Source organism: Rhodococcus sp. NPDC127593 (genome assembly GCF_042671975.1).
Classification (GTDB): Bacteria; Actinomycetota; Actinomycetes; order Mycobacteriales; family Mycobacteriaceae; genus Rhodococcus_F.
This window is the reverse complement of the sequence record NZ_JBHXWI010000059.1, coordinates 25,924-51,478: the sequence shown is the minus strand read 5'-3', so window position 1 is coordinate 51,478 and position 25,555 is coordinate 25,924. Positions and strand designations below refer to the sequence as shown.

20 protein-coding genes are annotated in these 25,555 nt (G+C 67.9%); 16 read left to right on the top strand and 4 right to left on the bottom strand.

Going from position 1 to position 25,555, the window contains the following annotated elements; translation table 11 throughout:
- Positions 1-11: 11 nt before the first annotated feature.
- The 3 genes from ACFVJ3_RS39135 to ACFVJ3_RS39125 all read right to left on the bottom strand — a co-directional run bounded on the left by ACFVJ3_RS39135 (position 12) and on the right by ACFVJ3_RS39125 (position 8,924).
- The gene (locus tag ACFVJ3_RS39135; RefSeq protein WP_378457171.1) at positions 12-1,076 is read right to left on the bottom strand and encodes an iron-siderophore ABC transporter substrate-binding protein; all 1,065 of its coding nucleotides are present in this window, start codon (positions 1,074-1,076) and stop codon (positions 12-14) included.
- Positions 1,073-8,179 (bottom strand): amino acid adenylation domain-containing protein, encoded by a 7,107-nt coding sequence (locus ACFVJ3_RS39130; protein ID WP_378457170.1) that lies wholly within the window; start codon positions 8,177-8,179, stop codon positions 1,073-1,075. Before ACFVJ3_RS39130 ends, ACFVJ3_RS39135 begins: the two co-directional genes overlap by 4 nt.
- Before the next feature lie 97 nt (positions 8,180-8,276).
- The gene (locus ACFVJ3_RS39125; protein WP_378457169.1) at positions 8,277-8,924 is read right to left on the bottom strand and encodes an isochorismatase family protein; all 648 of its coding nucleotides are present in this window, start codon (positions 8,922-8,924) and stop codon (positions 8,277-8,279) included.
- Positions 8,925-9,151: 227 nt separating this feature from the next.
- Here ACFVJ3_RS39125 and ACFVJ3_RS39120 point away from each other — a divergent pair, with 227 nt between their 5' ends.
- The 13 genes from ACFVJ3_RS39120 (at position 9,152) to ACFVJ3_RS39060 (ending at position 20,550) form a co-directional block, all read left to right on the top strand.
- Positions 9,152-9,745, top strand: coding sequence for a DUF4178 domain-containing protein (locus tag ACFVJ3_RS39120; RefSeq protein ID WP_378457168.1), 594 nt, complete (start codon positions 9,152-9,154; stop codon positions 9,743-9,745).
- On the top strand, positions 9,742-10,248 hold the full coding sequence (locus tag ACFVJ3_RS39115; RefSeq protein ID WP_378457167.1) for a DUF2617 family protein: 507 nt from the start codon (positions 9,742-9,744) through the stop codon (positions 10,246-10,248). The genes ACFVJ3_RS39120 and ACFVJ3_RS39115 overlap by 4 nt, the downstream gene beginning before the upstream one ends.
- A complete protein-coding gene (locus tag ACFVJ3_RS39110) occupies positions 10,236-10,658 on the top strand; it encodes a DUF4247 domain-containing protein (RefSeq protein WP_378457166.1) in 423 nt (140 codons plus the stop codon). The genes ACFVJ3_RS39115 and ACFVJ3_RS39110 overlap by 13 nt, the downstream gene beginning before the upstream one ends.
- Positions 10,659-10,686: 28 nt before the next feature.
- Positions 10,687-11,157 (top strand): DUF350 domain-containing protein, encoded by a 471-nt coding sequence (locus tag ACFVJ3_RS39105; protein ID WP_378457165.1) that lies wholly within the window; start codon positions 10,687-10,689, stop codon positions 11,155-11,157.
- Between the two features lie 4 nt (positions 11,158-11,161).
- Positions 11,162-12,733, top strand: coding sequence for a polyamine aminopropyltransferase (locus ACFVJ3_RS39100; protein ID WP_378457164.1), 1,572 nt, complete (start codon positions 11,162-11,164; stop codon positions 12,731-12,733).
- Positions 12,734-12,827: 94 nt separating this feature from the next.
- A complete protein-coding gene (locus tag ACFVJ3_RS39095; RefSeq protein WP_378457176.1) occupies positions 12,828-13,412 on the top strand; it encodes an MFS transporter in 585 nt (194 codons plus the stop codon).
- A gap of 62 nt (positions 13,413-13,474) precedes the next feature.
- Complete coding sequence (locus ACFVJ3_RS39090) at positions 13,475-14,029, top strand: MarR family winged helix-turn-helix transcriptional regulator (RefSeq protein ID WP_378457163.1); 555 nt, start codon at positions 13,475-13,477, stop codon at positions 14,027-14,029.
- A 98-nt stretch (positions 14,030-14,127) separates the two neighbouring features.
- Positions 14,128-15,327, top strand: coding sequence for a homogentisate 1,2-dioxygenase (locus ACFVJ3_RS39085; RefSeq protein ID WP_378457162.1), 1,200 nt, complete (start codon positions 14,128-14,130; stop codon positions 15,325-15,327).
- Positions 15,324-16,181 (top strand): hypothetical protein, encoded by an 858-nt coding sequence (locus tag ACFVJ3_RS39080; RefSeq protein ID WP_378457175.1) that lies wholly within the window; start codon positions 15,324-15,326, stop codon positions 16,179-16,181. Before ACFVJ3_RS39085 ends, ACFVJ3_RS39080 begins: the two co-directional genes overlap by 4 nt.
- Positions 16,178-17,359 (top strand): fumarylacetoacetase, encoded by a 1,182-nt coding sequence (gene fahA / locus ACFVJ3_RS39075; RefSeq protein WP_378457161.1) that lies wholly within the window; start codon positions 16,178-16,180, stop codon positions 17,357-17,359. Before ACFVJ3_RS39080 ends, fahA begins: the two co-directional genes overlap by 4 nt.
- A 43-nt stretch (positions 17,360-17,402) precedes the next feature.
- A complete protein-coding gene (locus ACFVJ3_RS39070) occupies positions 17,403-18,209 on the top strand; it encodes an enoyl-CoA hydratase (protein WP_378457160.1) in 807 nt (268 codons plus the stop codon).
- A 162-nt stretch (positions 18,210-18,371) separates the two neighbouring features.
- Entirely contained in the window at positions 18,372-18,980 is a 609-nt protein-coding gene (locus ACFVJ3_RS39065; RefSeq protein ID WP_378457159.1) for a hypothetical protein, read from the top strand.
- A 46-nt stretch (positions 18,981-19,026) separates the two neighbouring features.
- A complete protein-coding gene (locus tag ACFVJ3_RS39060) occupies positions 19,027-20,550 on the top strand; it encodes an acyl-CoA synthetase (protein WP_378457158.1) in 1,524 nt (507 codons plus the stop codon).
- Here the strand turns inward: ACFVJ3_RS39060 and ACFVJ3_RS39055 are convergent, their stop codons facing one another.
- Positions 20,551-21,585, bottom strand: coding sequence for a LacI family DNA-binding transcriptional regulator (locus tag ACFVJ3_RS39055; protein ID WP_378457157.1), 1,035 nt, complete (start codon positions 21,583-21,585; stop codon positions 20,551-20,553).
- A gap of 147 nt (positions 21,586-21,732) precedes the next feature.
- Between ACFVJ3_RS39055 and ACFVJ3_RS39050 the strand changes: the two genes are divergently transcribed.
- The 3 genes from ACFVJ3_RS39050 (at position 21,733) to ACFVJ3_RS39040 (ending at position 25,541) form a co-directional block, all read left to right on the top strand.
- Positions 21,733-22,905, top strand: a complete 1,173-nt coding sequence (locus ACFVJ3_RS39050; RefSeq protein ID WP_378457156.1) for an acyl-CoA dehydrogenase family protein — start codon at positions 21,733-21,735, stop codon at positions 22,903-22,905.
- A complete protein-coding gene (locus ACFVJ3_RS39045; RefSeq protein ID WP_378457155.1) occupies positions 22,902-24,035 on the top strand; it encodes a CaiB/BaiF CoA transferase family protein in 1,134 nt (377 codons plus the stop codon). Before ACFVJ3_RS39050 ends, ACFVJ3_RS39045 begins: the two co-directional genes overlap by 4 nt.
- A gap of 138 nt (positions 24,036-24,173) precedes the next feature.
- Positions 24,174-25,541, top strand: coding sequence for an MFS transporter (locus ACFVJ3_RS39040; RefSeq protein WP_378457154.1), 1,368 nt, complete (start codon positions 24,174-24,176; stop codon positions 25,539-25,541).
- The last annotated feature ends 14 nt before the right edge of the window (positions 25,542-25,555 follow it).

Genomic DNA, 25,555 nt, shown 5'->3' with positions numbered 1-25,555 from the left:
TCAGTTGGGAACTAGCTGGCCTGAGCGTTGTTCGCGGCCTGCGACAGCTGCGGGAGCAGCTTGTCCAGCAGCCACGGCACGCTGAGCACGTTCGGCGAACTCGACGCGAACACCAGCGGCGGATCGGTCAGACCGACGTAGGCGTTGTCGCGCACGGCCTTGACCCCGGCGAACAGCGGGTTCGACTGCACCTCGTTCTGCAACTCGGGCGACAGGTACCAGGCGAGCAGCACGTCCGGCTTGTACGTCGGCAGCAGTTCCAGGCTGACGGGAGCCGCGAACTTGGTCTGGTCACTGCTCTCCCGCAGCTGCTGGGCGAGCGGATCGACCGTGAAACCGAGGCTTGCCAGCATCTTCAGGCGAGGATCGGTGTCGAAGTAGAAGTTGTACGATCCCGGCTCGGTGCCGCTACCGAATGCCACCGTCTTCCCGGCGAACTCGGGGTGCTGCGACTTCGCCTGCGCGAGGGTGTCCTGCGTCTGGGTCACCAGTGCCTCGGCCTGTGCCGACCGGCCGAGGGCCTTGCCGACGGTCGTGATCTGGTCTTCCCAGCTGGTCGCCCAGCGACGCTCCGGGTACGCCACGGTGGGGGCGATCGCCGACAGCTTGTCGAACTGCTCCTGGTTCACGCCCGAGTGCACGGCCAGGATCACGTCGGGGTCGAGTGCCGCGATCTGCTCGTACGGCATCTCCTTGCTCGACGCCGTCAGCAACGTGGGTTCCGCGTTCGGGTCGAGCTCTTCGAGCTTCGCCCGCGACCACGGCAGCAGGCCGTCGTCGGTTCCCGTGTCCGACTTCATGTTCTGCACGGCGACGGGCACGACGCCGAGCGACAGTGCCGCGTCCTCGCTGCCCCAGCCGAGCGTGACGACTCGCTGCGGAGCCTCCGTGATCTCGGCGGTGCCGAGCGCCGACGGAATCGACACGGGGAAGGCCGAGGCGTCGGCCTGTCCGGTGGCGGATCCCGCCGCGTCGGTCGAGTCGGAATTCGACTCGCTGCAGGCACCCGCGAACAACGCGGTTGCCGCCATCATCACGATTCCGGCTCTACGCCAGTATCTTCCGGACGTTTTCATCGATCTCCCTGTTCTCTGTTGATGGGGTTCATGCGCGAGCCGAACGAGACGAGAGCCTCGTTCACGACGGAGCCGACTTCGCCGATCCAGCGCGGCTGAGTCATGTCCTTGTGCTTGCAGTCGAGGTCGTGGTTGACGATGGTGCCGTTCAGGAATGGCTGCCACAAGTCGTACGTCGCCGCGGTGGCAGGATTCCTGGCCGCAGTGAAGAAGAGCATGTCGGAGTCCACGACGATCTGTGAGGGTTCGGATTCGAGGCGCACGGCGTTCGCGAAGTTGTCGATCATCGCGGCTGGTGTGTGCTCGTTGATCCCGGCGAGGGCGCTGCCCTCGCCGCGCAGGATGTCGATTACCTGCTGCCGGTCGAGGCCACCGCCGCGGTGCGGCTCGGTGTTGGAGGCGAGGAGCGGTTCCGGGTCGTAGCCGACCATGTAGAGCAGCGCGGCGAGCGCGTCCTGCTCTGTCGGCATCGAGGCCCACGCGTCGGACGGGAAGGAGTCGAGCAGGACGAGCATGCCCAGTTCCTCACCCTGGTTCTGCAGGGCACCGGCGATGGCGTGCGCGACGACGCCGCCCAGCGACCACCCGAGGAGGTGGTACGGGCCCTCTGGCTGCACAGTCCGCATGTGCTCGATGTATTCGGCGGCCATGTCCTCGAGCGTTTCCGGCGGCCGCTTGGACGTCGACAGGTTGGAGGCCTGCACGCCGTACAGCGGGTAGTCGTCGTCGATGTGCCGCAGCAGGCCCGAATAGCCCCAGCTGATTCCGCCGGCCGGGTGGAAGCAGAACACCGGTGGCTTCGACCCCTCGGTGCGGAACGGCAACAGGACGGCCAGCGCGTCGGCGTCGTGATCGTCGTCGAGCCGGCCGGCCAGCTGGGCCACGGTCGGCGCCGCGAACAGCGAGGCCACCGTCGCGGTCACGGACAACCGCTTCGAGATCGCGCTCATCAGCCCGGCCGCCATCAGCGAGTGGCCACCGAGGTCGAAGAAGCTGTCGTCGATGCCGACCCGCTCGATACCGAGCGCCTCCGCGAACAGCTGGCACAGCACCTCTTCGCGCGCCGTGCGGGGCCCGCGCTCGGACACCTGCAGCGAGAGGTGCGGCACGGGAAGCGACGACTGGTCGAGCTTGCCGTTGGGAAGGGTGGGGAACTCGTCGACGGCGATGAACGCGGCCGGGATCATGTAGTCCGGCAACCGACTTGCGGCACGGCGGTGCAACTGGTCGGGGTCGATCCGCCCGCCCGGCACCGACGTGGCGTACGCGACCAGCCGCTGATCGCCCGGGCGGTCCTCGCGGACCACGACGACGATGTGCTCGACGTCCGGATCGCCGGACAGCACGGCCTCGATCTCGTTGAGTTCGATGCGGAATCCGCGCACCTTGACCTGCGAGTCGGCGCGGCCGGTGAAGTAGATCTGACCGTCCCGGCCCCACCACACCACATCCGACGTCCGGTACATGCGACCGCCCGACTCGGCGAATGGGTCGGCGATGAAGCGTTCCGCCGTCTTGGGGCTCTGGTTGCGGTATCCCCGGGTGACGCTGTCGCCAGCGAGATACAGCTCGCCGGACACGCCCGGTGGCACCGGCCGCAGCGCGTGGTCCAGGACGTAGGCGTGCTTGCCCGGATCGACGACGCCGATGGGGACGGGACCTTCGTGTCCCGGTTCGACGAGGGCCAGGGTGGCGTTGACCGTGCACTCGGTGGGTCCGTACGCGTTGAACAGCCGGCGTCCGGGTGCGTACCGCTCGATCAGCTGAGGTGTGAGCTTCTCGGCGCCGAGCATCAGGTCGACGCCGTCCGGGATGGGATGCTCCGGCGGGAACGCGGCGGCGAAAGACGGTGGCACGCCGACGAAGTTCACGTCGTGTTCGTTGATGACGCGGGCGAGCGGTTCACCGGGGACACGGTCGGCGTCCGTCGCGACCACCAGCGTTCCGCCCGAGAGCACACCCCACATGATCTGCCAGAACGCGAGGTCGAAGCTGATGGACGAGAAGTGGAGCGCACGGGTGCTGTGGTCCATGCCGATCACGTCCGACTGCAGCGACAACAGGTCCGCGATGCCCCGGTGGGGGACGACGACGCCCTTGGGCACGCCCGTCGAACCGGACGTGTAGATGAGATACGCGGCGTCGTCGAGTTGCAGCGGCCTGCTCCGGTCGGCGTCCGTGGGAGCCGTGACCGGCTGGGCGTCGAGCAGGGCCTGCAGGTCCGGATCGTCCAGGTCGAGGAGCGGCACGTCGGTGCCCAGCGGGGTGCGGTCGGGCACACCGAGGGAGGAGGTGAGAATCGCGACCGGTGCGCCGTCGGCGAGCATGTGCGCGATCCGGTCGACCGGGTACGTCGGGTCGACCGGAAGGTACGCGGCACCGCTCTTCAGCACCGCGAGAACACTGACGATCAGTTCGGCGGAACGGTCGAGGGCGATCGCGACCACGTCGCCGGGGCCGGCGCCACGCGAGATCAGCAGGTGGGCAATCCGGTTCGCTCGCTCGTCGAGCTGCCGGTAGGTGAGGGAGACCGCGGGCCGCACACTCGCGCCGACGGCGAGGGCCTCGGCGTCGGGTGTCTCCGCTACCTGCGCCGAGAAGTACTCGTCGAAGGTGCGGGCCGGGATGGAGTGCTCCGCGTGGGACCATTCGCCGAGTACCCGGCCCCGCTCCTGCGGGGTCAGGATGTCGAGCCGGGCGATCCGCTGCTCGTGGTGCTCGACGAGGCGCTCGATCACCACGGCGAGGCGGTCGGCGAGGGATTCGACGGTCGCGGCATCGAAGAGTTCGGTGGAGTACTCGAACGTCACGTCGACCCCGCCGCTGTCCGGACGTTCCTGGAAGCGCAGCGCAAGATCGAATTTCGCGGACGTCGCGTCGAGCATCCGCACGGCGGCGGTGGTCCCGTCGAATCGCTCCGCCGCGCCGCCCTGCTTCCAGTGCGACAGCATCACCTGGAACAGGGGGTGGCGGGCCGATGAGCGTGGGGGATTGACGAGTTCGACGATGCGGTTGAACGGCACGTCGGCGTGGTCGACGGCGTCGAGGTCGACGGCCCTGACCCGGTCCAGCAGTTCGTCGAACGTCGGGTCGCCCGACACGTCGGTCCGCAGGACCACCGTGTTGATGAAGCAACCCACCATGGCGTCGAGGTCGGGATGACTGCGACCCGCGACGGGCACGCCGAGGGCGATGTCCTCGCCGGCGCCCAGCCTTTCGAGCAGCACGGCCACGGCGGCGTGCACGATCATGAAGAAGCTCGCGCGCCGCTCGGCGGCGAGCGACTCGACGGCCGCGTGCAGCGCCGGCGACAGCGTGCGGTGGACGCTCGCACCGCGGTTGGTGGGCAGGGCCGGTCGGGGGCGGTCGGTGCGCCAGCCCAGTTCGAGCGGCAGACCGGCGAGTTGCTCACGCCAGTAGTCGAGTTGGCCGGTCAGCAACCGGGTCGCGTCGTCCGGGCCCGCGCCGATGCGCTCGCGTTGCCACACGGCGACGTCGGGGTACTGCAACGGCAGCGGCGTGAACCCCGGTTCCCGGCCGGCGCGTCGCGCGTTGTAGGCGAACGCGAGATCGTCGAGGAGCTTCGACTGCGACCATTCGTCGCCGATGATGTGGTGCATCAACAACACCAGCGTGTGCTGCGGTTCGTACAGCACCGCCCGCAGCGGCGGCTGATCGGTGAGTCCGAGACCCACCGTGGTCATCGCCGCGATGTGTCCCTCGATGTTGCCGACGTTGTCGACACGTTCGAGCCGGACCTTCGCATCGGCGGCGGGCAGCACGACCTGGTGCGGCATCGAGTCGACGAGGGGGAACACCGTCCGCAGCGACTGGTGCCGGGTCACGACGTCCGCGAGCGCCGCGGACAGGGCGTCGGGTTCGATGCCCTCCCCGAAGTCGACGGCCAACGCCAGCAGGTACGTTCCGCCACCGGCCGCGCTGTCGAGGAACCACAGGCGTTCCTGCGCCGGTGACAACGGCACCGGCGTTCCCTCGGGGAGGTCCCGCGGGGACGGCCTGCTGGCCGCCACCCGCTCTCCGGCGTCCTCCAACTGGGCGGCCACAGCGGCCACGGTCGGATTCTCGAAGATCGTCGTGACCCGCAGCGAGACACCCAGTTCCGCGGTGATCGCCGACACGAGGGCGGCGGCGAGGAGCGAGTTGCCGCCGAGTGCGAAGAAGTCGTCGTGGACGCCGACCTGCTCGGCGCCGAGCACCGAGGTGAACAGCGGAAGGATCCGGGCTTCGGTGTCGGTCCGCGGTGTGTCGCCGACTTGTCCGAGCCAACGGGGGGCGGGCAGCGCGTCCTTGTCGACCTTGCCGTTGTGGGTCAACGGCAACCGGTCGAGCGTCACCAGTGCGGACGGCGTCATGTACCCGGGAAGGGACCGGACGAGGTGCGCGCGCACCTGCTCCTCGACGGCGTCGTGCTCGGCACCCGGCCGGGGCACGACGTACCCGACGATCCGCTGGTCGCCGCCGGCCTGCTCGTGCACCGTGGCCACCGCCGCCTGCACGTTGGGCACCGCAGTCATGGCGGCGGCGATCTCGCCGAGTTCGACACGGTAACCGCGCAATTGGATCTGGTCGTCGACGCGGCCGTGGTAGTGGAGAGCGCCGGTCGCGTCGTAGCGTGCGAGGTCGCCGGTCCGGTACATGCGCGTCCCGTCCGGTGCGAACGGGTCGGCGACGAACCGTCCCGACGTCAGGTCGGGACGCCCGAGGTAGCCCGGGGACAGTCCGGGACCGGACACGTAGATCTCGCCGGTGACGCCGGACGGCACTGGACGCAGTCCCGGTCCGAGGACGTACGTGCGGAGGTCGCCGAGCGGAACCCCGATGTCCACCACGTCGGCGGCGGTGACCTTCGTGGCGGTGACGTGCACGGTGGTCTCGGTGATCCCGTACATGTTGACCAGCTCGGTTCCCGCCTCCGGACCGGTCGCGGCGAACCAGGCTCGCAGGACGGCAGGATCGAGAGCCTCACCGCCGAACACGACGTACCGCAGTCGCAGCCGGTCGAACGAGTCCGCGCGGACGAGAGCGTCGACGAGATGCCCGAACGCGGACGGCGTCTGGTTCAGCACCGTGACACCCACGTCGACGAGAAGGGCGGCGAGGTCGGACGGTGACGTCAGGGTGGCCTCGTCGACCGTGACGAGGCGGCCGCCGTGCAGCAGCGCACCCCAGATCTCCCAGACGGAGAAGTCGAACGCATACGAGTGCAGAAGGGGCCAGCAGTCGTCCTCGGTGAACGTGAACCATTCGCGGGACACGTCGAACAGCCGCATCACGTTACGGTGCGGAATCGGCACGCCCTTGGGCACACCGGTGGATCCGGACGTGTAGATGATGTACGCGATGTCGTCCGCGCGCACCGAATTCTCGAGGTCGGTGACGACCGACGGTTCCGCGTCCTCCTCGACTCGGGGGAGGTCGCCGAGCAGATCGGCGGATCCGATTCCCAGCGACGGCTGCGCATCCCGCAGGATGAACCGGGCGCGCTCGGCCGGGGACGACGGATCGATCGGCAGGTAGGTCGCGCCACTGCGGAGAATCGCGAGGATGGCGACGATCAGATCGGTGCCGCGGGGCAGGCTCACGGCCACGACCGCGCCGCGCCCGGCGCCGGCCGACCTCAGCTGCCGGGCCAGGGCGGCGCTGCGGTTCGAGAGTTCCCGATACGGCAGATCGTTCACCGCGACGCGGTCCGGGTGGGTGCACACCTGGGCGAGGAAGGCTGTGACGATGCTGTCCGGAAGCACCGCTGCCGTGCCGGGGGTCCGGTCGAGGCCGGCGGCGGACCGCCACAGGTGCAGTTCGTCGGGAGCGCAGACGTCCACTACGGAGACGGGTTCTGCTGCCACGGAGATGGTTCGGAGGTAGTGCGCGAATCGGATTGCGTGCTCCCGGATCTCGTCGTCCGTATAGACCTCGGGATTTCCGGCCCATTCGAGCGTGAGCTCGTCCCCGGCGCCCGAGACGGAGATCACCACGTCCTCCACCGGACCGGTGGCAAGCTGATGCACCGCCCCGAACGTGGGACCGAAAGCGATTCTGGCGGCGAACGGTTTGACGTTCACCACCGCTCCGCCGGTGGCGCGGCTACCGGCGTCCCGGACGCGGTGGAACGGTCGCGTCTCGGACAGCGCGGTGGCCACCCGGCCGATCACGTCGCCGAACGTCGGTCGTGCGTCGAGCGGAATCCGGAGCGGCACAATGTTCGTGGCCGTCACGGGCGACGCCAGCTCGATGCCCTGACGTGCCAGAACCGGAACGCGGAGCTGAATGTTTTCGGCCCCCGTGTGGGCGCCCAGGTATGCGGCAGCGGCCGCATAGACCGCTTCCGCCCACGTGGTCGCCTGCGCGGTGGCGGCCTCGCGCAGAGTCTTCGCCACTCCGGGTTCGATCGGGATCGTGTGCCGATGGGGGTCGGGGGCGGCCCGGCGCACCGTGTCGCTGAAGCCGACCGGACGCGAGGCGGACTGCGGCGCGCCGGTGTCCGGGGCCGCCGCATCGAATTCCCGTGCGGCCCGGACGTGCGCCCGCAACGGCGGGAACTTGGCCGGCCGGGGTTCGGTGCCCGCGAGCCGGGCCGCGTACAGCGCCGCCACGCGGCGGGTGAGCAGCGAATACCCGTACGCGTCGAGCAACACGTGCGGGGCGCGGAGATACCAGAGCACACCGGATTCGGTCGTGATCAGTGCCGTGCGCACGAGGGGAGCGGAGTCGAAGTCGAGTGGTCGGCGCACGTCCTCGCGCATCCACTCCACGGCAGCAGCCCGGTCGAGTTGGAGACGTTCGAGTTCGGGTGCGTGGCGACGGTCGTGCACCTGGACGACGTCGGCCGAATCGGCACCGGGTTCGGCCTCGAAGCGGACCGAGAGCACCTCGGCTTCCTCGGTCACCGTGCGTACTGCCGCGGCGAGAGCTTCGATGTCGACGGGGGCGGCGACCTCCACGTATTCGGCCGTGCTGAAGGCCGACCGGGTCGGGTCGAGATGGTGCCCGGCCCACAGCTCGCGCTGGGCAGCGGTCAAGCAGGCGTCGGCCGTGTCCTCGCCGGTGGCCGCGGCGGACGGTGACGAAATCGAAAGGGACATCTAACAAGCGCTCCTGATGCTGTCGTCGTGCGGGCGTGCTCGGGCATGCAGCTACTCGACGTGTCAGGTTAGCCTAACCACATACCCAGTGGTGGGGTCAGCCGACTTCGAGCGGGGAGAGCGCGGAGACCAGCGCATCCGTGGTGGTCACCGAACCGCAGCGCTTCGCCGCGTAGGTGAGCGCCATGAGATGCTCGTCGCGGCTGAAATCCGCAGTCGCGTCGGAGACCAGGAACGGCTGAACGTCCGACATGAACGCCTCGGCGGCGCTCAGCATGCAGCCCATGTGCGTGTAGACGCCCGTCACGATCAGCTGGTCACGACCGTGGTGGCCGAGCAACTGCCGGAGGTCGGTGCGCTGGAAGGCCGAGTACCGCCACTTGGTCACCTGTATGTCGCCCTCGCGGGGGGCGAGCGGTTCGACCACTTCGGTGTCGCGACCCGAAGTCAGTCCGGGGCCCCAGAAGTCGGCGAGGATGCCGCGACGCGACGGATGCTGGTCGCCCGGCTGCATCGTGTAGATCACGGGAATCCCGGCGTCAGTGCAGAGTTCGCGGATCCGGACCATGTTTGCCATCGCGGTCGACATCGGCTCCGACTGCACGTCGTATGCGTCGATGAAGTAATTCTGCATGTCGTGGACCAGCAGTGCGGAACGTCGTGGGTCGAGGCGCCAGGTCACCTTCGATTCGGGGACCTCGTGGATCTCCGGGATCGAGTAGGTCGAAATGGACGGGATGGCCATATGGTTCCTCACTGTCGGTCTTGTCGACGCCTGGACGTGTGCCGCACGGATCTCGGTGAACGACAGCGTTCCGCGTCCCCCAGCTCTCGCGCATTCGGTTAGGCTAGCCTTTGCTACCTGCGTCTGCAATCGCCAGGTGTGCGGGTCTGCGGCGCACAGTAAGGTGACTGACTGGTGGGGGCCAGGTGCCGGTCTCCCGTGCCGGAGCCGCTGACCAGGAGAGACTGTTGACCACGCTGCTAGTGCTGCTGCTGATCGTCGTCGTGATCGTGGGCATCGTTCTGATCCTGCGGAATCGGGGCGGGAAGAACTCCGCTCGTGCTGCCAGGGTCGATCCGCTCGCCGACTACCCGGAGGTCTATGACCCGTACAAGATCGGGGTCGGCGACATCATCACGTACGCGGGAATCGACCACGTCGTGCGCGGAACCATCACCCTCGAAGAGGGGTACATCTGGCACGAACACCTCCTCGACGGGTCGACCGGTCAGCGATGGCTGACCGTCGAGAACGACGAGGGCAACCTCGAGATGACGCTGTGGATGCGCCGCGAGGGCACGGGGCTCGAACCGAACGGTGATGTGATCCTCGACGACAGGGTGCACCGGCAGATCGAGCGCGGCACCGCCTCGTTCACCGCCGAAGGAACCACCGGAACCGCACCCCAGGGCGTCGTCGACTACGCCGACTACGAGACGGCCGACAAGACCGGCCTGCTGTCCTTCGAGCGCTGGGCGCGGACGCAGTCGTGGGAGGTCTCCACGGGGCGCGCCGTCACGCGCGGTGAACTCACCGTGATCCATTCCGGTCCGTCGCAGTGACACTGCACGTTCTCGACATCGAGTCGCGCGATGTGTCTGCCGAGGCGCTCGGTCTCGTCGTGAACGCCGAAACACCCCTTCCGCTTGCCGAACTCACCATCACGCACGGTGACGACCGAGTGACACTCGCAGTTCTCGGGGCATCGCATGCGGTGACGGCATCCGCTGCGGGCAGCCGGATCACCGAACAGGTGTCGTGCGACGCGGTCCGGGCCGGCGGCAGGCCACTGCCGGTATCCGACAGCGCGAGCGGGTACCGGTTCGACTCGACCACCGACACCGTCGACCGCATCCACCTGGAGCAGACCGCCGACTGGCTGCGGCGCCAGGCCACCGAAGTGGTCGGGTGGATCTGCGGGGCGTTCCCCGGCGACCACACCGCACTGACAGCGCTCACGGCAACGCGTGAGGATACGGGCGGATGGGCCTGGCAGACCTGGCATCTGTACCCGGGAGACAAGGGTGGGGTGATCGTGAAAACTCGAAGCAGGTGGCAGCCGTGACCCCGTTCAGTGCGCGCGTGCGGCTCGCCCCGATGCTGCTCCTCGTTTTTGTCGCGACCGCGTGCGGCGGCGGCGTCCGCGACTACATCGCCGACACCTACGCCCTGCAGAACACCGCAGGCGACGCGAAGACGTACACGTCCACCGATCCAGTGGGGACGACCGTCTCGAACATCGTAGCCGAGGAGGAACCGGCGGCGCGGAAGGCCGACGGCGGCAGCGAATACCTACGCTACGACGACGACATCGTCACGGTCAGCGCCGGACCGGGTGGCGGCAGCCTCGTCCGCGTCGAAGACATCGACGGACGCTACCGAAGCGGCGGGTTCGCCTATCTGGGGCCCGGTTTCAACCCCGGTTCACCGGCGGGCGGCGCCAGCGGCAGCGGCGGATCCGGGAGCGCGAAATGACAGAGAACACTCGACTCGGGAGAAGCGCGTGAACACCACCTACACGGCGGCAGCAACGGAAATCGGCAGCGTCGACGTCGGAATGCTCGCCGTCGGCATGCTCGGCACCCTGGCGTATTTCGTCATCGGCATTGCCGTCCTCGGAGTCGGCTTCGCGGTACTCGACCTCGCCACCCCCGGAAATCTCCGGCACCAGGTGTACGTCGACAAGAACCCCAACGCGGCAATCCTGCTGGCGTCGAACCATCTCGCCCTCGCCGTCGTCGTGGTCACTGCGATCCTCACCAGCTCCGACGGATTCGCGCAGGGACTCGCCGACTCCGCGGTCTACGGCCTCTTCGGTGTACTGCTGCAGGTCATCGCGCTGCGGCTCATGAATGTGCTGCTTCCCGGGCAACTCGTCGGCCTGGTCGGGAACCCGCAGATGTGCGGTGCCGCATGGGCGGTCGGTGCGAGCCTCTTCGCCATCGGCCTCGTGAACGCCGCCGCACTCACCTGATCTCGTGACGACCACAGCGGCAGAGCCGAATACCTCCACCACCCGAGCGCTCGGCGGGCGGGCCAGGGCGTTCCTGCTCGCCGCGGTGGCCGCGTGTGCTGCGTGCGGGCTGATCTACGAACTGGCCCTGCTGACACTGTCGGTCAGTCTGACCGGCGGCGGGATCACCCAGACGTCGCTGATCGTCGCGGGGTTCGTGGCCGCACTCGGGGTGGGTGCCCTCGCCGCCAAGCCGCTGCTCTCCACCGCGGCCGCGTCGTTCGTGGTCGTCGAGATCGTCCTCGGACTCGTCGGCGGGTTCAGTGCGGTGACGCTGTACGTGACGTTCACGTTCTTCGGTTCCAGCGCAATCGTTCTGGTGCTCGCCACCGCACTGATCGGTGTGCTGGTGGGCGCCGAGGTGCCGTTGCTGATGACGCTGCTGCAATCGGGCCGCAGCGACACCGACGCCGAGAGCACCGGAAAGGTCCTGGCAAACCTCAACGCCGCCGACTACGCAGGCGCCCTGGTCGGGGGCCTGCTCTGGCCGTTCGTCCTGCTGCCGATCGCCGGAATGATCCGCGGCGCCGCAATCACCGGCATCGTCAATCTCGTTGCCGCCGCGGTCGTGGCGCTGATCCTGCTGCGGTGGCAGCTGAGTCTGCGCACCCGATTGCTCGCCGTCGTGGCGCTACTCGTCGCCGCCGCGTGCATCGCGGTGCTCCTGGTGCGCGCCGACGGCATCGAGACCACGTCGCGGCAACGTCTCTACACCGATCCGGTGATTGCCGCGGAAAGGTCGCAGTACCAGGAGATCGTGGTCACCGAGCGTGGGGGAGACGTGCGGCTCTTCCTCGACGGCGACCTCCAGTTCTCCAGCGTCGACGAACATCGGTACACCGAATCGCTGGTGTACCCAGCGATGGCGGACGACCCGAAGCGGGTACTCATCCTCGGCGGAGGCGACGGCCTCGCCGCACGAGAGGTCCTGCGACTTCCCGGGGTCCAGGAGATCGTGCAGGTGGAACTCGATCCAGCGGTCATCGAACTCGCGAACACCCGGCTGTCGAGGCTGAATCAGGGAGCATTGCAGGACCCGCGCGTGCACGTAGTCCTCGACGACGCGTTCCGGTGGCTACGCGACGCACCCGAATCCGGATTCGACGCCGTCATCGTGGACCTCCCCGACCCGGACACCCCGGCGCTCGGGCGCCTGTACTCCACCGAGTTCTACGGTCTCGCCGCCGCCGCACTGAACCCCGGCGGACTGATGGTGGTGCAGTCGGGAAGCCCCTATTCGACGCCGGACGCGTACTGGCGCACCACGTCGACGGTCGCGTCCGCGGGTCTGGCCGTCACCCCGTATCACGTGCTGGTGCCGAGCTTCGGGGACTGGGGTTACGTCCTCGCCCGGCGCGGACCCGAACCACCGGCCCTGCGCCTACCCCGTGACGTCCCCGAACTGCGCTTCCTCGACGAGCCGACCCTCGCCGCGTCCGCGATCTTCCCGCGCGACCGTCCCCGCCGCGAACTCGAGCCCTCGTCCCTCGACCGCCCGCGCATCGTCGACGACATGCGGAAGGGCTACGAGCGCTGACGCGCCCGTGAGTACTTATTAACCGCCGGGCGTTAATAAGTACTCACGGGTCAGCGCAGCAGATTGCCGAGCGCGCGGGCGGCGTCGACGACCGCTGAACGCCGTCGCGAACCTGTTCGCAGCATGCGGGCTGTACGGTTTCACGTTCTTCCTGCCGCAGATCGTCAAGCAGATGGATCCGAGCTACTCTGCCACCAACATCGGATTCCTCGGCGCGATCCCGTTCGTGGTCGGTGCTGCCGGAATGCTGCTGATCAGCCGTTACTCGGATCGAACGGGCGAGCGGAAGCTCGTCGTCATCGGGCTGATGATCCTGGCCGCTGTCGGGTTGTTCGGTACCATCCTCTTCCGGCACTCGCCGGTGCTGGCGTTGACGTCGCTGTCGATGGTGGCGGTCGGTGTGCTCGGATACATGGCGCCGTACTGGGCGATGGCGGCGCAGGTGCTCACCCGGGCGGAGACGGCCGTCGGTCTCGCGGCCATCAACACGATCGCCGCGATGGGCGGATTCTTCGGCCCGTACGTCATCGGAAAGAACGCCACCGCCGACAACGTCACCATCGTCCTGTACTTCCCGATCGGGTGCCTGCTGATCTGTGCCGTCATGCTCGCGTTCCTGAAGATCCCGAAGAAGGAACCGGTCGAACTGGAAGAAGCAACTGCATCATCTAGTTCATAGATATACTAAAAGCGGAGGTGGCGGGCGCTGGGCCCGCCGCCCGCTGGCGATAGGGTTCCTCCATGACCGATGACGCAGTGCCGGCGCCCGTCGAGGTGCCCGACAGCCTCGACTTCTGGTCGTTCATCGAACTGGCGAACAGGCGCCTGAGCACGGAATACGGCTCGACGCACGAACTCGCCACCCAGGTCCTCCTGACGTTGAACCGCGCGTCGAACGTGGTGACATACGACCTGGAATCGTCGATCCACCGTCCGCGTGGCCTGTCGTGGTCGGCGTTCCGGCTGATGTTCGTGACGTGGCTGGCCGGACCCGTCGAGTCGAAGACTGCGGCCAGGCTCACCGGTATGAGCAGGGCTGCCGTCTCGAATCTGACGAAGACGCTGGTCGGTGGTGGTCTGATGGAACGGACCCCGGACGAGCGGGACGGCCGGTCCGTCCAGTTGTCGCTCACCGAGAAGGGCCGGAGTGAGATCAGTGAGATCTACCGTGAGCAGAACGAGCGGGAACATGCCTGGGCGAGTGTTCTCACCGAACCGGAGCAGCGCATTCTCGTCATGCTGCTCGACAAGCTGATCACCAATCGCAGCCAGTTCGACGTGCGCGGGCGTAACTGACCCTGCTGTGCCTCCCTGAAAATCTGTGCTTGCCATCACGCCTACAATTTAGTTAATGTGTTTACTACTACGAACACGCACTTCTAGGGAGGCCGGTCATGGCGTTCTATCGGCACGTGGGCAACATCCCGCCCAAGCGGCACACCCAGCACCGTGACGACAACGGTCAGCTCTACTTCGAGGAATTGATGGGAGAAGAGGGCTTCTCCTCCGATTCCTCACTGCTCTACCACCGCCACATCCCGTCGGCGATCGTCGATGCCACCGTGTGGGAGGTGCCCGACCAGAGCACGACTCCCAATCATCCGCTCAAGCCGCGGCACCTGAAGTTGCACGAGCTGTTCCCGGACACGGTCTGGGCCGACGCCGACGTGGTCACCGGACGCCGGTTGATCCTCGGCAACGCGGACGTCCGCATCTCCTACGTGGTCGCCGCCAAGGAGTCGCCGCTGTATCGCAACGCGATCGGCGACGAGATGGTGTACGTCGAATCCGGTGCCGCCACCGTCGAAACCGTGTTCGGCGCGCTCGAGGCGAAGCAGGGCGACTACGTCCTGATCCCGATGTCGACGACCCACCGCTGGATCCCGCAGGGCCCGGAACCGTTGCGCGCCTACGCGATGGAGGCCAACAGCCACATCGTCCCGCCGAAGCGCTACCTGTCCCGGTTCGGTCAGTTGCTCGAGAACGCGCCCTACTGCGAGCGCGACCTGCACGGGCCGTCCGACGCGCTCCAGGTCGAGGGCACGGACGTCGTGGTGCTCGTCAAACACCGAACGTCGCACGGGATCGTCGGCACGCGAATGGTGTACCCGCAGCATCCCTTCGACGTCGTGGGCTGGGACGGGTGCCTCTACCCCTACACGTTCAACATCTCCGACTACGAGCCCATCACCGGGCGTGTGCACCAGCCGCCGCCGGCGCATCAGGCGTTCGAGGGCAACAACTTCGTCATCTGCAACTTCGTGCCCCGCAAGGTCGACTACCACCCGCTGTCGATTCCGGTGCCGTATTACCACTCGAACGTCGACTCCGACGAGATCATGTTCTACGTCGGCGGAGACTACGAGGCGCGCAAGGGTTCCGGCATCGGCCAGGGTTCGATCTCGATTCATCCCGGCGGCCATGCACACGGTCCGCAGCCGGGCGCGTACGAACGCAGCATCGGGGCCGAGTTCTTCGACGAACTCGCCGTCATGGTCGACACGTTCCGTCCGCTCGAACTCGGCGAGGGCGCAGTGGCCTGCGAGGACTCGGGCTACGCGTGGACGTGGGCAGGGCGGGGGCCGAAGCAGTGATCCCCGCCCTGTTCGCCGGCCTCTGCGACGACGCCGCCGTATTCCCGCCCGGGAACGCAGCCCTGCCCGACGCGCTCCCCGCGCACGCCAGGCACCGGTCGGCGCCGTACGCGGACCTGGTCGGTCCCTTCGTCTTTCCGGTCGCCCGGCTGGGCGAACTGACACCCGGTGCGCTCGAGCTGAGCCTGACGCTGCCCGGCGGCCCGGCCACGCTCGAACCCGCACTCGACCGCCTCGCACAGATCGACGGTGCCACCGCGGTGGCACTCGAGATCGCGGTGCCCGCCGAACAGACGGCCGCGGAGTTCTTCGCCGCGATGGACGCCGTCGAGACGCTGACCGCCGGACTCGACGTGTTCGTCGAGGTGCCGCGCGGCGAGCGCCGGCCCGACTTCCTCGCCTCACTCGTCGGTAGCCCGTTCGCGGCCAAATTCCGCACGGGAGGCGTTGCCGCCGAGGCCTACCCGGACGAGACCGAACTCGCGTCCGCCCTGGTCACCGTCGTCGCGTCGGGCGTTCCGTTCAAGGCCACGGCCGGACTGCACCACGCCGTCCGCAACACCGATCCGCACACGGGATTCGAACAGCACGGTTTCCTCAACGTGCTGCTCGCCACCCGGCACGCACTCGGCGGCGCCGGCGCCGACCGAGTGGCCGCCACTCTCGCCCAACGTGACGGCGCACTGCTCGCCCGCGAACTGGGGGACCTCCCGGTCGACGTCGTCGGCGCCGTTCGCACCGCCTTCCGATCCTTCGGCACGTGCAGCATCATCGAGCCGCTCGAGGATCTCGTCGCACTGCACCTTGTGCCGTCTTCCGCCCTCGCCTCCGCAGATCAAGGAGCCCACGCATGACCGCCCTCGACATCCCCGCCGATTCCCTCTTCGGGATCGAGAACCTGCCGTACGGCGTGTTCTCGACCGCCGACTCGGCCCCACGGGTCGGAGTGCGGGTGGGAGATTCCGTCGTGGATCTCGCCGCCACACTGGGTGACGACGTCTTCGCGCAGCCCACCCTCAACGCGTTCATGGCGCAGGGCCGGGCCCGCTGGACCGAGGTCCGCAGTCAGATCACCGAACTCGTGCAGGGCGACGTCGCCGACACCGCGGTGTTCGCGGTCGACGACGTCACGATGCACCTGCCGGTGGCCGTCGCCGACTACGTCGACTTCTACGCGTCCGAGAATCACGCCACCAACCTCGGACGACTGTTCCGCCCCGACTCCGAGCCGCTCATGCCCAACTGGAAGCACCTGCCGGTCGGATACCACGGGCGGTCGAGCACCGTCATCGTGTCGGGCACCGACGTCATCCGGCCGTGCGGGCAGCGCAAGACCCCGGCTCAGGACGCCCCCGACTTCGGGCCGTCCCGCCGCCTCGACATCGAGGCCGAGATGGGCTTCCTCGTCGGCGTCCCGACGAAGCTGGGGGAGACCATCACCCCGGATCAGTTCGCGGAGCATGTGTTCGGTGCGGTCGTCGTGAACGACTGGTCCGCCCGCGACATCCAGGCCTGGGAGTACGTACCGCTCGGCCCGTTCCTCGGGAAGAGCTTCGCCACGTCCATTTCTCCGTGGGTGGTTCCCCTCGACGCTCTCCAGGCGGCCCGCATCGACACCCCGATGCAGGATCCGCAGCCGCTGCCGTACCTGCGCGGCGAGGAGAAGTGGGGCCTGGACATCGACCTGGCCGTCGAGTGGAACGGGCACGTCGTGTCGCGTCCGCCGTACGCGCAGATGTACTGGTCGCCGGCGCAGATGCTCGCGCACACCACGGTCAACGGCGCCGCCGCCAGCACGGGCGACCTGTTCGCGTCGGGCACCATCTCCGGACCCGAGAAGGACCAGCGCGGCGCGTTCATCGAACTGACGTGGGGTGGTCAGGAGCCCGTCGTCGTGGGGGACGAGAAGCGCACGTTCCTCGAGGACGGCGACGAGATCGCCATCTCCGCCACCGCACCGGGCCCGAACGGCACCCGCATCGGCTTCGGTGAGGTGCGGGCCCGCATTGCTCCGCCCGTGAGTACTTGTTAACCGCGGGCGGTTAACAAGTACTCACGGGTGGTAGGCAGTAGTCATGACCGAGAACTTAGTCGAGACCACTGCCGAGAACTTCGTCGAGATCACTGCCGAGCCGGACACCGGCGTCGCGTTCCTCACCCTGAACCGCCCCGAACAGCGCAATCCGCTGTCGTCCGAGGCCATGCGGGACGTCACCGCGGCGCTCCGGAAGCTGGGCGACGACGACACCACCCGCGTCGTCGTCATCAGGGCTGCAGGACCGGTCTTCTCCGCGGGCCACGACCTGAAGGAGATGATCGGCCGCACACTCGAGGACGAGCAGGCCATCTTCGACACCTGCGTCGAGATGATGCAGGCGGTGCAGGACATCCCCCAACCGGTCATCGCGTCCGTCCAGGGCGCGGCCGTCGCGGCGGGCTGTCAGCTCGCCGCCTCGTGCGACCTCGTCGTCGCGTCGTCGAACGCCGTGTTCGGGACGCCGGGGGTGAAGATCGGACTGTTCTGCTCCACCCCGATGGTGGCCCTCAGCCGCGCGATCGGACGTAAGCGCGCCCTGCAGATGCTGCTCACGGGGGAGACGATCGGGGCGGAGACCGCCGCGGACTGGGGGCTGGTGAACCTGGTCGTCGCGCCCGAGGAGCTCGATGCGCAGACCCGGGCGCTCGCCGCGAAGATCACGAAGGCCAGCCCGCTCACGGTGAAGATCGGCAAGCAGGCGTTCTACCGGCAGATCGAGCTCCCTCAGGACGAGGCCTACGCGGCGATGGCGGAGACGATGGCCACCAACGCGATCACGTGCGACGCCCAGGAGGGCATGCAGGCGTTCGTCGAGAAGCGCACTCCGCAATGGCAGGGAAAATAGCGCACGCTGTCTGCATTGCGCGGTCCAGCGAACCGGCGAAGGATCAAGTGTGCAGTGGCTGCGGCCGCGGGCCGTCGGTGCCCGCTGACGGTGGACCGCGACGGGTCGGTCACCGAGATCGTTCTCACTGCGGGGCGACCGTCCCGCGGGAGGTGACTATCGATGTTCATCCAGGTTATTCAAGGAAAGGTGTCCGACGAGGCCGGCCTACGCCGGTGCATGGACCGCTGGACGGAGGATGTGCGCCCGGGAGCGACGGGCTTCCTGGGCTGCACCCAGGGATTGTGCGACGACGGAACGTTCATCGCACTCGCGCGGTTCGAATCGGCCGAAGCCGCCCGGCGCAACAGCGAGCGTCCGGAGCAGGGCGCGTGGTGGGCGGAGACCGAGCGGTGCTTCGAGGGTGCCGTGTCGTTCATGGACTGCCCAGACGTGATGGAGTGGATGGGTGGCGGTTCGGACGACGCGACATTCGTTCAGGTCATGGAAGGGCACACCACCGACGCGAGTCGGATGCGGGAGCTGCTGGAACAGGCCGAACCCCAGCTTCATGAGCTGCGTCCGGAGATCCTCGGTGGAACGTTGTGCACGTACGGCGACGGCGGGTACGTCGAGGCGGTGTACTTCACGTCCGAGGCGGAGGCCCGTTCCCACGAGAAGTTGGAGGTGCCGGACGATCTGAGATCGCTGTTCGAGGAGGAGGGCCGGCTGACCGACGACGTGACGTACTACGACATGCATTCGCCGATGCTGGTGCCTGCAGGGCGGTAGCACGAAACCTCTGGCAAGGTACTTGGACGTCCTATAACCTTCGTGCATGAGTCTGGATGCGCGTACCGATACCGTCGACGGAGTGCTGCGGCGCTCGGCCGCCAAGTTCCCCGACCGCAGGGCGCTGACGTTCGAGGACCGCACGTGGACGTACCGTGAACTCGACGACGCGGTCAGCCGAGCGGCCGCCTACCTGCAGTCGCTCGGACTGTCGGCCGGTGAGCGCGTCGCCGCGTACGGCACCAACTCGGACGCGTACACGATCGGGTTTCTGGCCTGCGCGCGTGCGGGTCTCGTGCACGTCCCCGTCAACTATGCGCTCAAGGGCGACGAGCTGACCTATCTGGTGTCGCAGTCCGGAAGCGCGGCCGTGCTGGTCGACCCGGCGCTGAGGGGCACGCTCGACTCGGTCCGCGGCGCCCTCGACCTGCGTCACGTGGTTCCCCTGCGCGACGCCGAAGATTCGCTGCTCGCCCGCAGCGGCTCCGGCGACGTCCCCGTGCTCGCGGAGCCGGTCGCGTCCACCGATCTGGCTCAGTTGCTGTACACGTCCGGGACGACGTCGAAGCCGAAGGGCGCCATGATGACTCACGGCGGCCTCGTGCACGAGTACGTGTCTTCCGTGATCGCCCTCGCGCTGAGCGAGGGGGACAATCCGTTGATCTGCATGCCGCTCTACCACTCGGCCGGCATGCACGTGTTCATGATGCCGTACCTGTCGGTGGGCGCCTCGGTGAATCTGATGCAGACCCCGGACATTCCGGAGATCCTGCGGCGCATCGAGGCGGATCGCATCGGCTCGCTGTTCCTGGCGCCGACGGTGTGGGTGCCGCTCGCCGGGCACCCCGATCTCGAGACCCGCGACCTGTCGTCGTTGAAGAAGGCCCAGTACGGCGCGTCGATCATGCCGGTGACAGTGCTGAACAGGCTGCGCGAACGCTACCCCGACCTCGGCTTCTACAACTGCTTCGGGCAGTCCGAGATCGGTCCGCTCGCCACGGTGCTGCAGCCGGAGGAACACGAGGACCGGCCGTCGTCGTGCGGGAAGGCCGTGTTCTTCGTCGAGACGCGGGTGGTGGACCCCGACGGCAACGACGTTCCGGATGACACGCCCGGTGAGGTGCTCTACCGTTCGCCCCAGCTGTGTCTGGGGTACTGGGACAACCCCGACGCCACCGCGGAGGCGTTCCGTGACGGCTGGTTCCACTCGGGCGATCTGGTGACGCGGGACCCGGAGGGGTACATCACCGTCGTCGACCGCATCAAGGACGTCATCAACACCGGCGGCATCCTGGTGGCGTCGCGGGAGGTCGAGGACGCCGTCTACACGCATCCGGACGTGGCCGAGGTCGCGGTCATCGGGACGCCCGACGACAAGTGGATCGAGGCGATCACCGCGGTGGTGGTGCTGCGGGAGGACGCGGCCGGCGTGACACCGGACGGGTTGATCGCCCACGTCAAGGAGCGTATCGCGCCGTTCAAGGTGCCCAAGCAGGTGGTGTTCGTGGACGAGCTGCCCCGCAACCAGAGCGGGAAGCTGCTCAAACGGGAACTGCGGGCGACGCTCTGACTACTTCCGTGTCGATGCCCGCTCGATCAGCTCGACCGGGAGCTTCACCGATTCCACGTCGTTGCCCGCGATGATCGACAGGAGATGACGCACACCTGTCGCGCCGATCAGGCGCGCGGGTGACCGGACGGTCGTCAGCGGCACCGGCAGCTGGGCGACCACCGGAATGTCGTTGTACCCGACGAGCGCGAGATCTTCGGGGATCCGCAGTCCGAGGTCGCGGGCGACGCCGAGGACGCCGATCGCGATGGTGTCGCTGACGGTGAAGATCGCCTCGGGACGCGAATCCGACTCGAGGAGAACGGTGGCCGCGGCGACACCGCCGGACACGTCGAAGTCGGAGCGGACGACGCGATCCGGCCGGAGTTCGATGCCGTCCTCGGCCAGCGCGTCGCGGAATCCGGCGAGGCGGTCGCGGGAGGTGCTCGCATGGTCGGGGCCTGCGATGACGGCAACCTCGGTGAAGCCGCGGTCGAGGAGATGGCGTCCGGCGAGGTAACCGCCCCGGTGGTCGTCGCCGGACACGAACGGCAGACCCACGTCGGCGTGCCGGTTGAGCTGCAGCATCGGCAGCGCCCCCACCGACAGCGAGTCGACGAACTCGCGGCCGGGGCTGTGCAGGCTGCTCAGCAGCAGGCCGTCCACCTGCCTGCTGACCAGGAACTCGATGGCGCGGCGCTGGGCGTCGAGGTCGTCGGGTGGGCTCGACAGCAGCACCGAGTAGCCCGCCTGCGTGGCCGTCTCCTCGATGCCCTGGAACATGGTTGCGACCACCCCGTCGGTCAGTCGCGGCATGACGACGCCGAGGGTGGTGGTCTTGCGGGTCCGCAGGCTCGCAGCCCACAGGTTGGGTTGGTAGCCGAGTTCCACCGCCACCTCACGAACCCGCAGCGCGGCCTCGGACCAGCCGTCGGCGGGTTCGGGCTGGCGAAGCACTCGGGATGCCGTCGACACGTGGACGCCGGCGCGTTCGGCGATCTCGCGGAGGGTAGGCGGACGCCCGGAGGTGCGTGTCGGGCGATCCGGCAGGTTCACGGGCAATCCTCGCGCTCGGGGACGGGGGCCGGCGGGCGTCGTGGTTGACGGCCGCCGGAACGCGCCTTAGTCTACGTGACGAAATCGTTCGTGCAATCGTTCTCGCGAACGTTTGCACATCAGCCCCACCGGCCCCGTGGAGGAACAATGTCCGACCCGCAGACCCTGTCCCAGCTGTTCGCCCTCGACTCGCTGCTCGACACCGAGGAGATCGCGATCCGCGACACCGTGCGCCGATTCGCGGACGACAGGATCCGGCCCCACATCGGCGAATGGTTCGAAGCGGCGGCACTGCCGGTGCGTGAACTGGCGGAAGGTCTGGGCGAACTCGGCGTGCTCGGCATGCACCTCGAGGGATACGGCTGCGCCGGCATGAGCGCCACCGCGTACGGCCTGGCCTGTCTCGAACTCGAGGCCGTCGACTCCGGAATCCGCAGCCTCGTGTCCGTCCAGGGCTCGCTGGCCATGTACGCGATCCACCACTACGGCAGCGAAGATCAGAAGCAGGAATGGCTGCCCCGCATGGCGGCGGGCAAGGCGATCGGCTGCTTCGGCCTGACCGAGCCCGACTTCGGCTCCAACCCCGCAGGGATGCGCACCAACGCCAAGCGGGACGGTGACGACTGGATCCTCAACGGCACGAAGATGTGGATCACCAACGGGTCCGTCGCCGACGTCGCGGTCGTGTGGGCGCGCACCGACGACGGCATCCGCGGATTCGTCGTGCCCACCGACACCCCCGGCTTTTCGGCTCCCGAGATCAAGCACAAGATGTCGCTGCGGGCGTCCGTCACCTCGGAACTCGTGCTCGAGGACGTCCGGCTGCCCGAATCCGCGATGCTGCCGGAGGCCACGGGACTGTCCGGTCCGCTCGGCTGCCTCAACGAGGCCCGGTTCGGCATCATCTTCGGTGCGATGGGCGCCGCCCGCGACTGCCTCGAATCCGCCATCTCCTACGCGCAGGACCGTCAGGTCTTCGACAAGTCGCTCGCGGCCTACCAGATCACGCAGGTCAAGATCGCCGACATGGCCCTCGAGGTCGGCAAGGGCCACCTGCTGGCGTACCACCTCGGACGTCTCAAGGACCGCGGCGAGGCACGCCCCGAGCAGGTCAGCACGGGCAAGCTGAACAACGTCCGCGAGGCCATCGCCATCGCCCGCGAGTGCCGCACCATCCTCGGTGCCAACGGAATCACCCTGGAATACCCCGTGATCCGCCACGCCAACAACCTCGAGTCCGTGCTCACCTACGAGGGGACGTCCGAGGTGCACCAGCTCGTGATCGGCAAGGCGCTGACGGGCGAGGCAGCGTTCCGGTGAGAAGTGCATCCCTGGACGGCCTGCTGATCGCCGACTTCGGACGGGTGCTCGCCGGGCCGTACGCCACGATGCTGCTCGCCGATCTCGGTGCCGACGTCGTCAAGATCGAGCGCGCCGGCGTCGGGGACGACACCCGGCAGTGGGGGCCGCCGTGGGTGGGCGACGAGTCCACCTACTTCCAGTCCGTCAACCGCAACAAGCGGTCCTTCGCCTGGGATCTGCGCGACCCCGCCGACCTGCAGCAGGCGCGGGATCTGGTCGCCCGGGCCGACGTGGTGGTGGAGAACTTTCTTCCCGGCACGATGGACCGGCTCGGGCTCGGCTACGACGCCGTGCGGGAGATCAATCCCGACGTCGTCTACTGCTCCGTGACCGGGTTCGGCGGCGAGAACAACCTGCCCGGGTACGACCTGCTCATCCAGGCCGTCGGCGGGTTGATGAGCATCACCGGTCCCGAACCCGGCGTTCCGACGAAGGTCGGGGTGGCCGTCGTCGACATCATCACCGGACTGCACGCCGCGGTCGGGATCCTGGCTGCGCTGCGTCACCGCGACCGGAGTGGGGAGGGGCAGCGGGTCGAGGTGAACCTGCTGTCGTCGCTGCTGTCCGCCCTCGCGAACCAGACGTCGGGGTATGTGGGCGCCGGTGTCGTCCCGCAGGCCATGGGCAACCGGCACCCCAGCATCGCGCCGTACGAGGTCTTTCGGACCGGCGACCGTCCGCTGGTGCTGGCGGTGGGGAACAACCGTCAGTTCGCCTCTCTCGTCGAGGTTGTCGGTGTGCCCGAACTCGCCGACGACGAGCGGTACGCGACCAACACGCAACGGGTGGCGCATCGCGAGCAACTGGTCCGGGACATCACCGCGGCGCTGTCCGCGGGCTCGGCGGACGAGTGGTTCGAGAAGCTGACCGCGCAGGGTGTCCCGTGCGGTCCGCTCAACGACATCGCCGACGCCGTGGCGCTCGCCGAGCGGCTCGGGCTGCATCCGGTGGTCGAGATCGACGATCCCCGCAGGGACCGGCCCGTACGGCAGGTGGCGAACCCGATCCGGCTCAGCGCCACGCCGGCGAGCTATCGCAGCGCGCCGCCGCGGCTCGGCGAGGACACCCCAGCCGTGAGTACTTGTTAACCGCCCGCGGTTAACAAGTACTCACGGGGGCTCTTCCCTAAGGGAGTGTTAGGAAGCCCCCGCGACCCTTCCGTATCGATGTGACGTGACCCACTGTGGTGTGAACGCAGAGATCCAGGGCATCGAGAGGAGTCCCGCGTGAGCACGACATCGACGGGTGAGCGCCGAGTCATCGGCAATGTTTTGAAAGGTTCGGTCGGCAACCTGATCGAATGGTACGACTGGTACGTCTACGCGGCGTTCAGTGTGTACTTCGCGAAGGAGTTCTTCCCGGAGGGCGACACCACCGCCCAGCTGCTTTCCACGGCAGCCGTTTTCGCGGTCGGGTTCCTGATGCGGCCGATCGGCGGCTGGATCATGGGACGGTACGCCGACCGGCACGGGCGCCGATCGGCGCTCACCCTGTCGGTGACCGTGATGGCGGCGGGTTCCCTCGTCATCGCCGTCACGCCGTCCTACGCGAGCATCGGGATCGTGGCACCGGTACTTCTGGTGATCGCCCGGATGCTGCAGGGACTGTCGGTGGGCGGCGAGTACGCCACCAGCGCCACGTACCTGGCGGAGGTCGCGTCCCCGGGCCGGCGCGGGTTCTACTCGAGCTTCCAGTACGTCACGCTGGTCGCCGGGCAGCTGATCGCACTGGGTGTGCAGATCATCCTGCAGCTGACGCTGCCTGCGGAGGCCATGCAGTCGTGGGGCTGGCGGATCCCGTTCCTGATCGGCGCCGCCGGTGCCGTCGCGGTGATGTGGCTCCGTCGCACGATGGACGAGTCGGAGGCGTTCACCGACGAGGTGGAGGCGAAGCGGGACGCCGATACCTCGGACGGTGGGCCGGAGGAAGGTTCGCTCCGGATGCTGCTGCAGTACCCCCGCGAATGCCTGCTGGTGTGCGCTCTGACGCTCGGTGGTTGCGTGGCGTTCTACACGTACACCACGTACATGCAGAAGTACATGATCAACACGTCGGGCATCTCCAAGGACACGGTGGCGTGGATCAACTTCGCAGCCCTGCTGGTGTTCATCGTGTTGCAGCCGATCGGTGGCGCACTGTCCGACCGCATCGGCCGCCGGAAGCTGCTCATCTTCTTCGGGATCGGCGGAACAGTCCTCACCGTGCCCCTGATGACCGTGCTCGGGACCACGACGAACCCCATCGCCGCGTTCGCGCTGATGATGCTGGGACTGATCGTCGTCACCGGATACACGTCGGTGAACGCGATCGTGAAGACCGAGCTGTTCCCGACGAAGGTTCGCGCGCTCGGGGTCGGGCTGCCGTACGCCCTCACACTGGCGATCTTCGGCGGAACGGTCGAGACCGTCGCCCTCGCCCTGAAGCGGGCCGGCCACGAATCGCTATTCTTCTACTACGTGACCGGGTGTATCGCCATCTCGCTCGTCGTCTACTTCTTCATGCGTGAGACTTCGGACGGTTCGCCGCTCGACCGGACGACCAGCCGGGAGGACACCCCGGACGACGACGTCGAGCTGGTCGACTCGCGGAGCTGATCGAAGGGAAGAGA

Coding starts and splice junctions, on each gene's coding strand:
- ACFVJ3_RS39085 (WP_378457162.1), top strand. CDS start 14,128: ATGGCGTTCTATCGGCACGTGGGCAACATCCCGCCCAAGCGGCACACC.
- ACFVJ3_RS39125 (WP_378457169.1), bottom strand. CDS start 8,924: ATGGCCATCCCGTCCATTTCGACCTACTCGATCCCGGAGATCCACGAG.
- ACFVJ3_RS39130 (WP_378457170.1), bottom strand. CDS start 8,179: ATGTCCCTTTCGATTTCGTCACCGTCCGCCGCGGCCACCGGCGAGGAC.
- fahA (WP_378457161.1), top strand. CDS start 16,178: ATGACCGCCCTCGACATCCCCGCCGATTCCCTCTTCGGGATCGAGAAC.
- ACFVJ3_RS39065 (WP_378457159.1), top strand. CDS start 18,372: ATGTTCATCCAGGTTATTCAAGGAAAGGTGTCCGACGAGGCCGGCCTA.
- ACFVJ3_RS39060 (WP_378457158.1), top strand. CDS start 19,027: ATGAGTCTGGATGCGCGTACCGATACCGTCGACGGAGTGCTGCGGCGC.
- ACFVJ3_RS39090 (WP_378457163.1), top strand. CDS start 13,475: ATGACCGATGACGCAGTGCCGGCGCCCGTCGAGGTGCCCGACAGCCTC.
- ACFVJ3_RS39135 (WP_378457171.1), bottom strand. CDS start 1,076: ATGAAAACGTCCGGAAGATACTGGCGTAGAGCCGGAATCGTGATGATG.
- ACFVJ3_RS39070 (WP_378457160.1), top strand. CDS start 17,403: ATGACCGAGAACTTAGTCGAGACCACTGCCGAGAACTTCGTCGAGATC.
- ACFVJ3_RS39050 (WP_378457156.1), top strand. CDS start 21,733: ATGTCCGACCCGCAGACCCTGTCCCAGCTGTTCGCCCTCGACTCGCTG.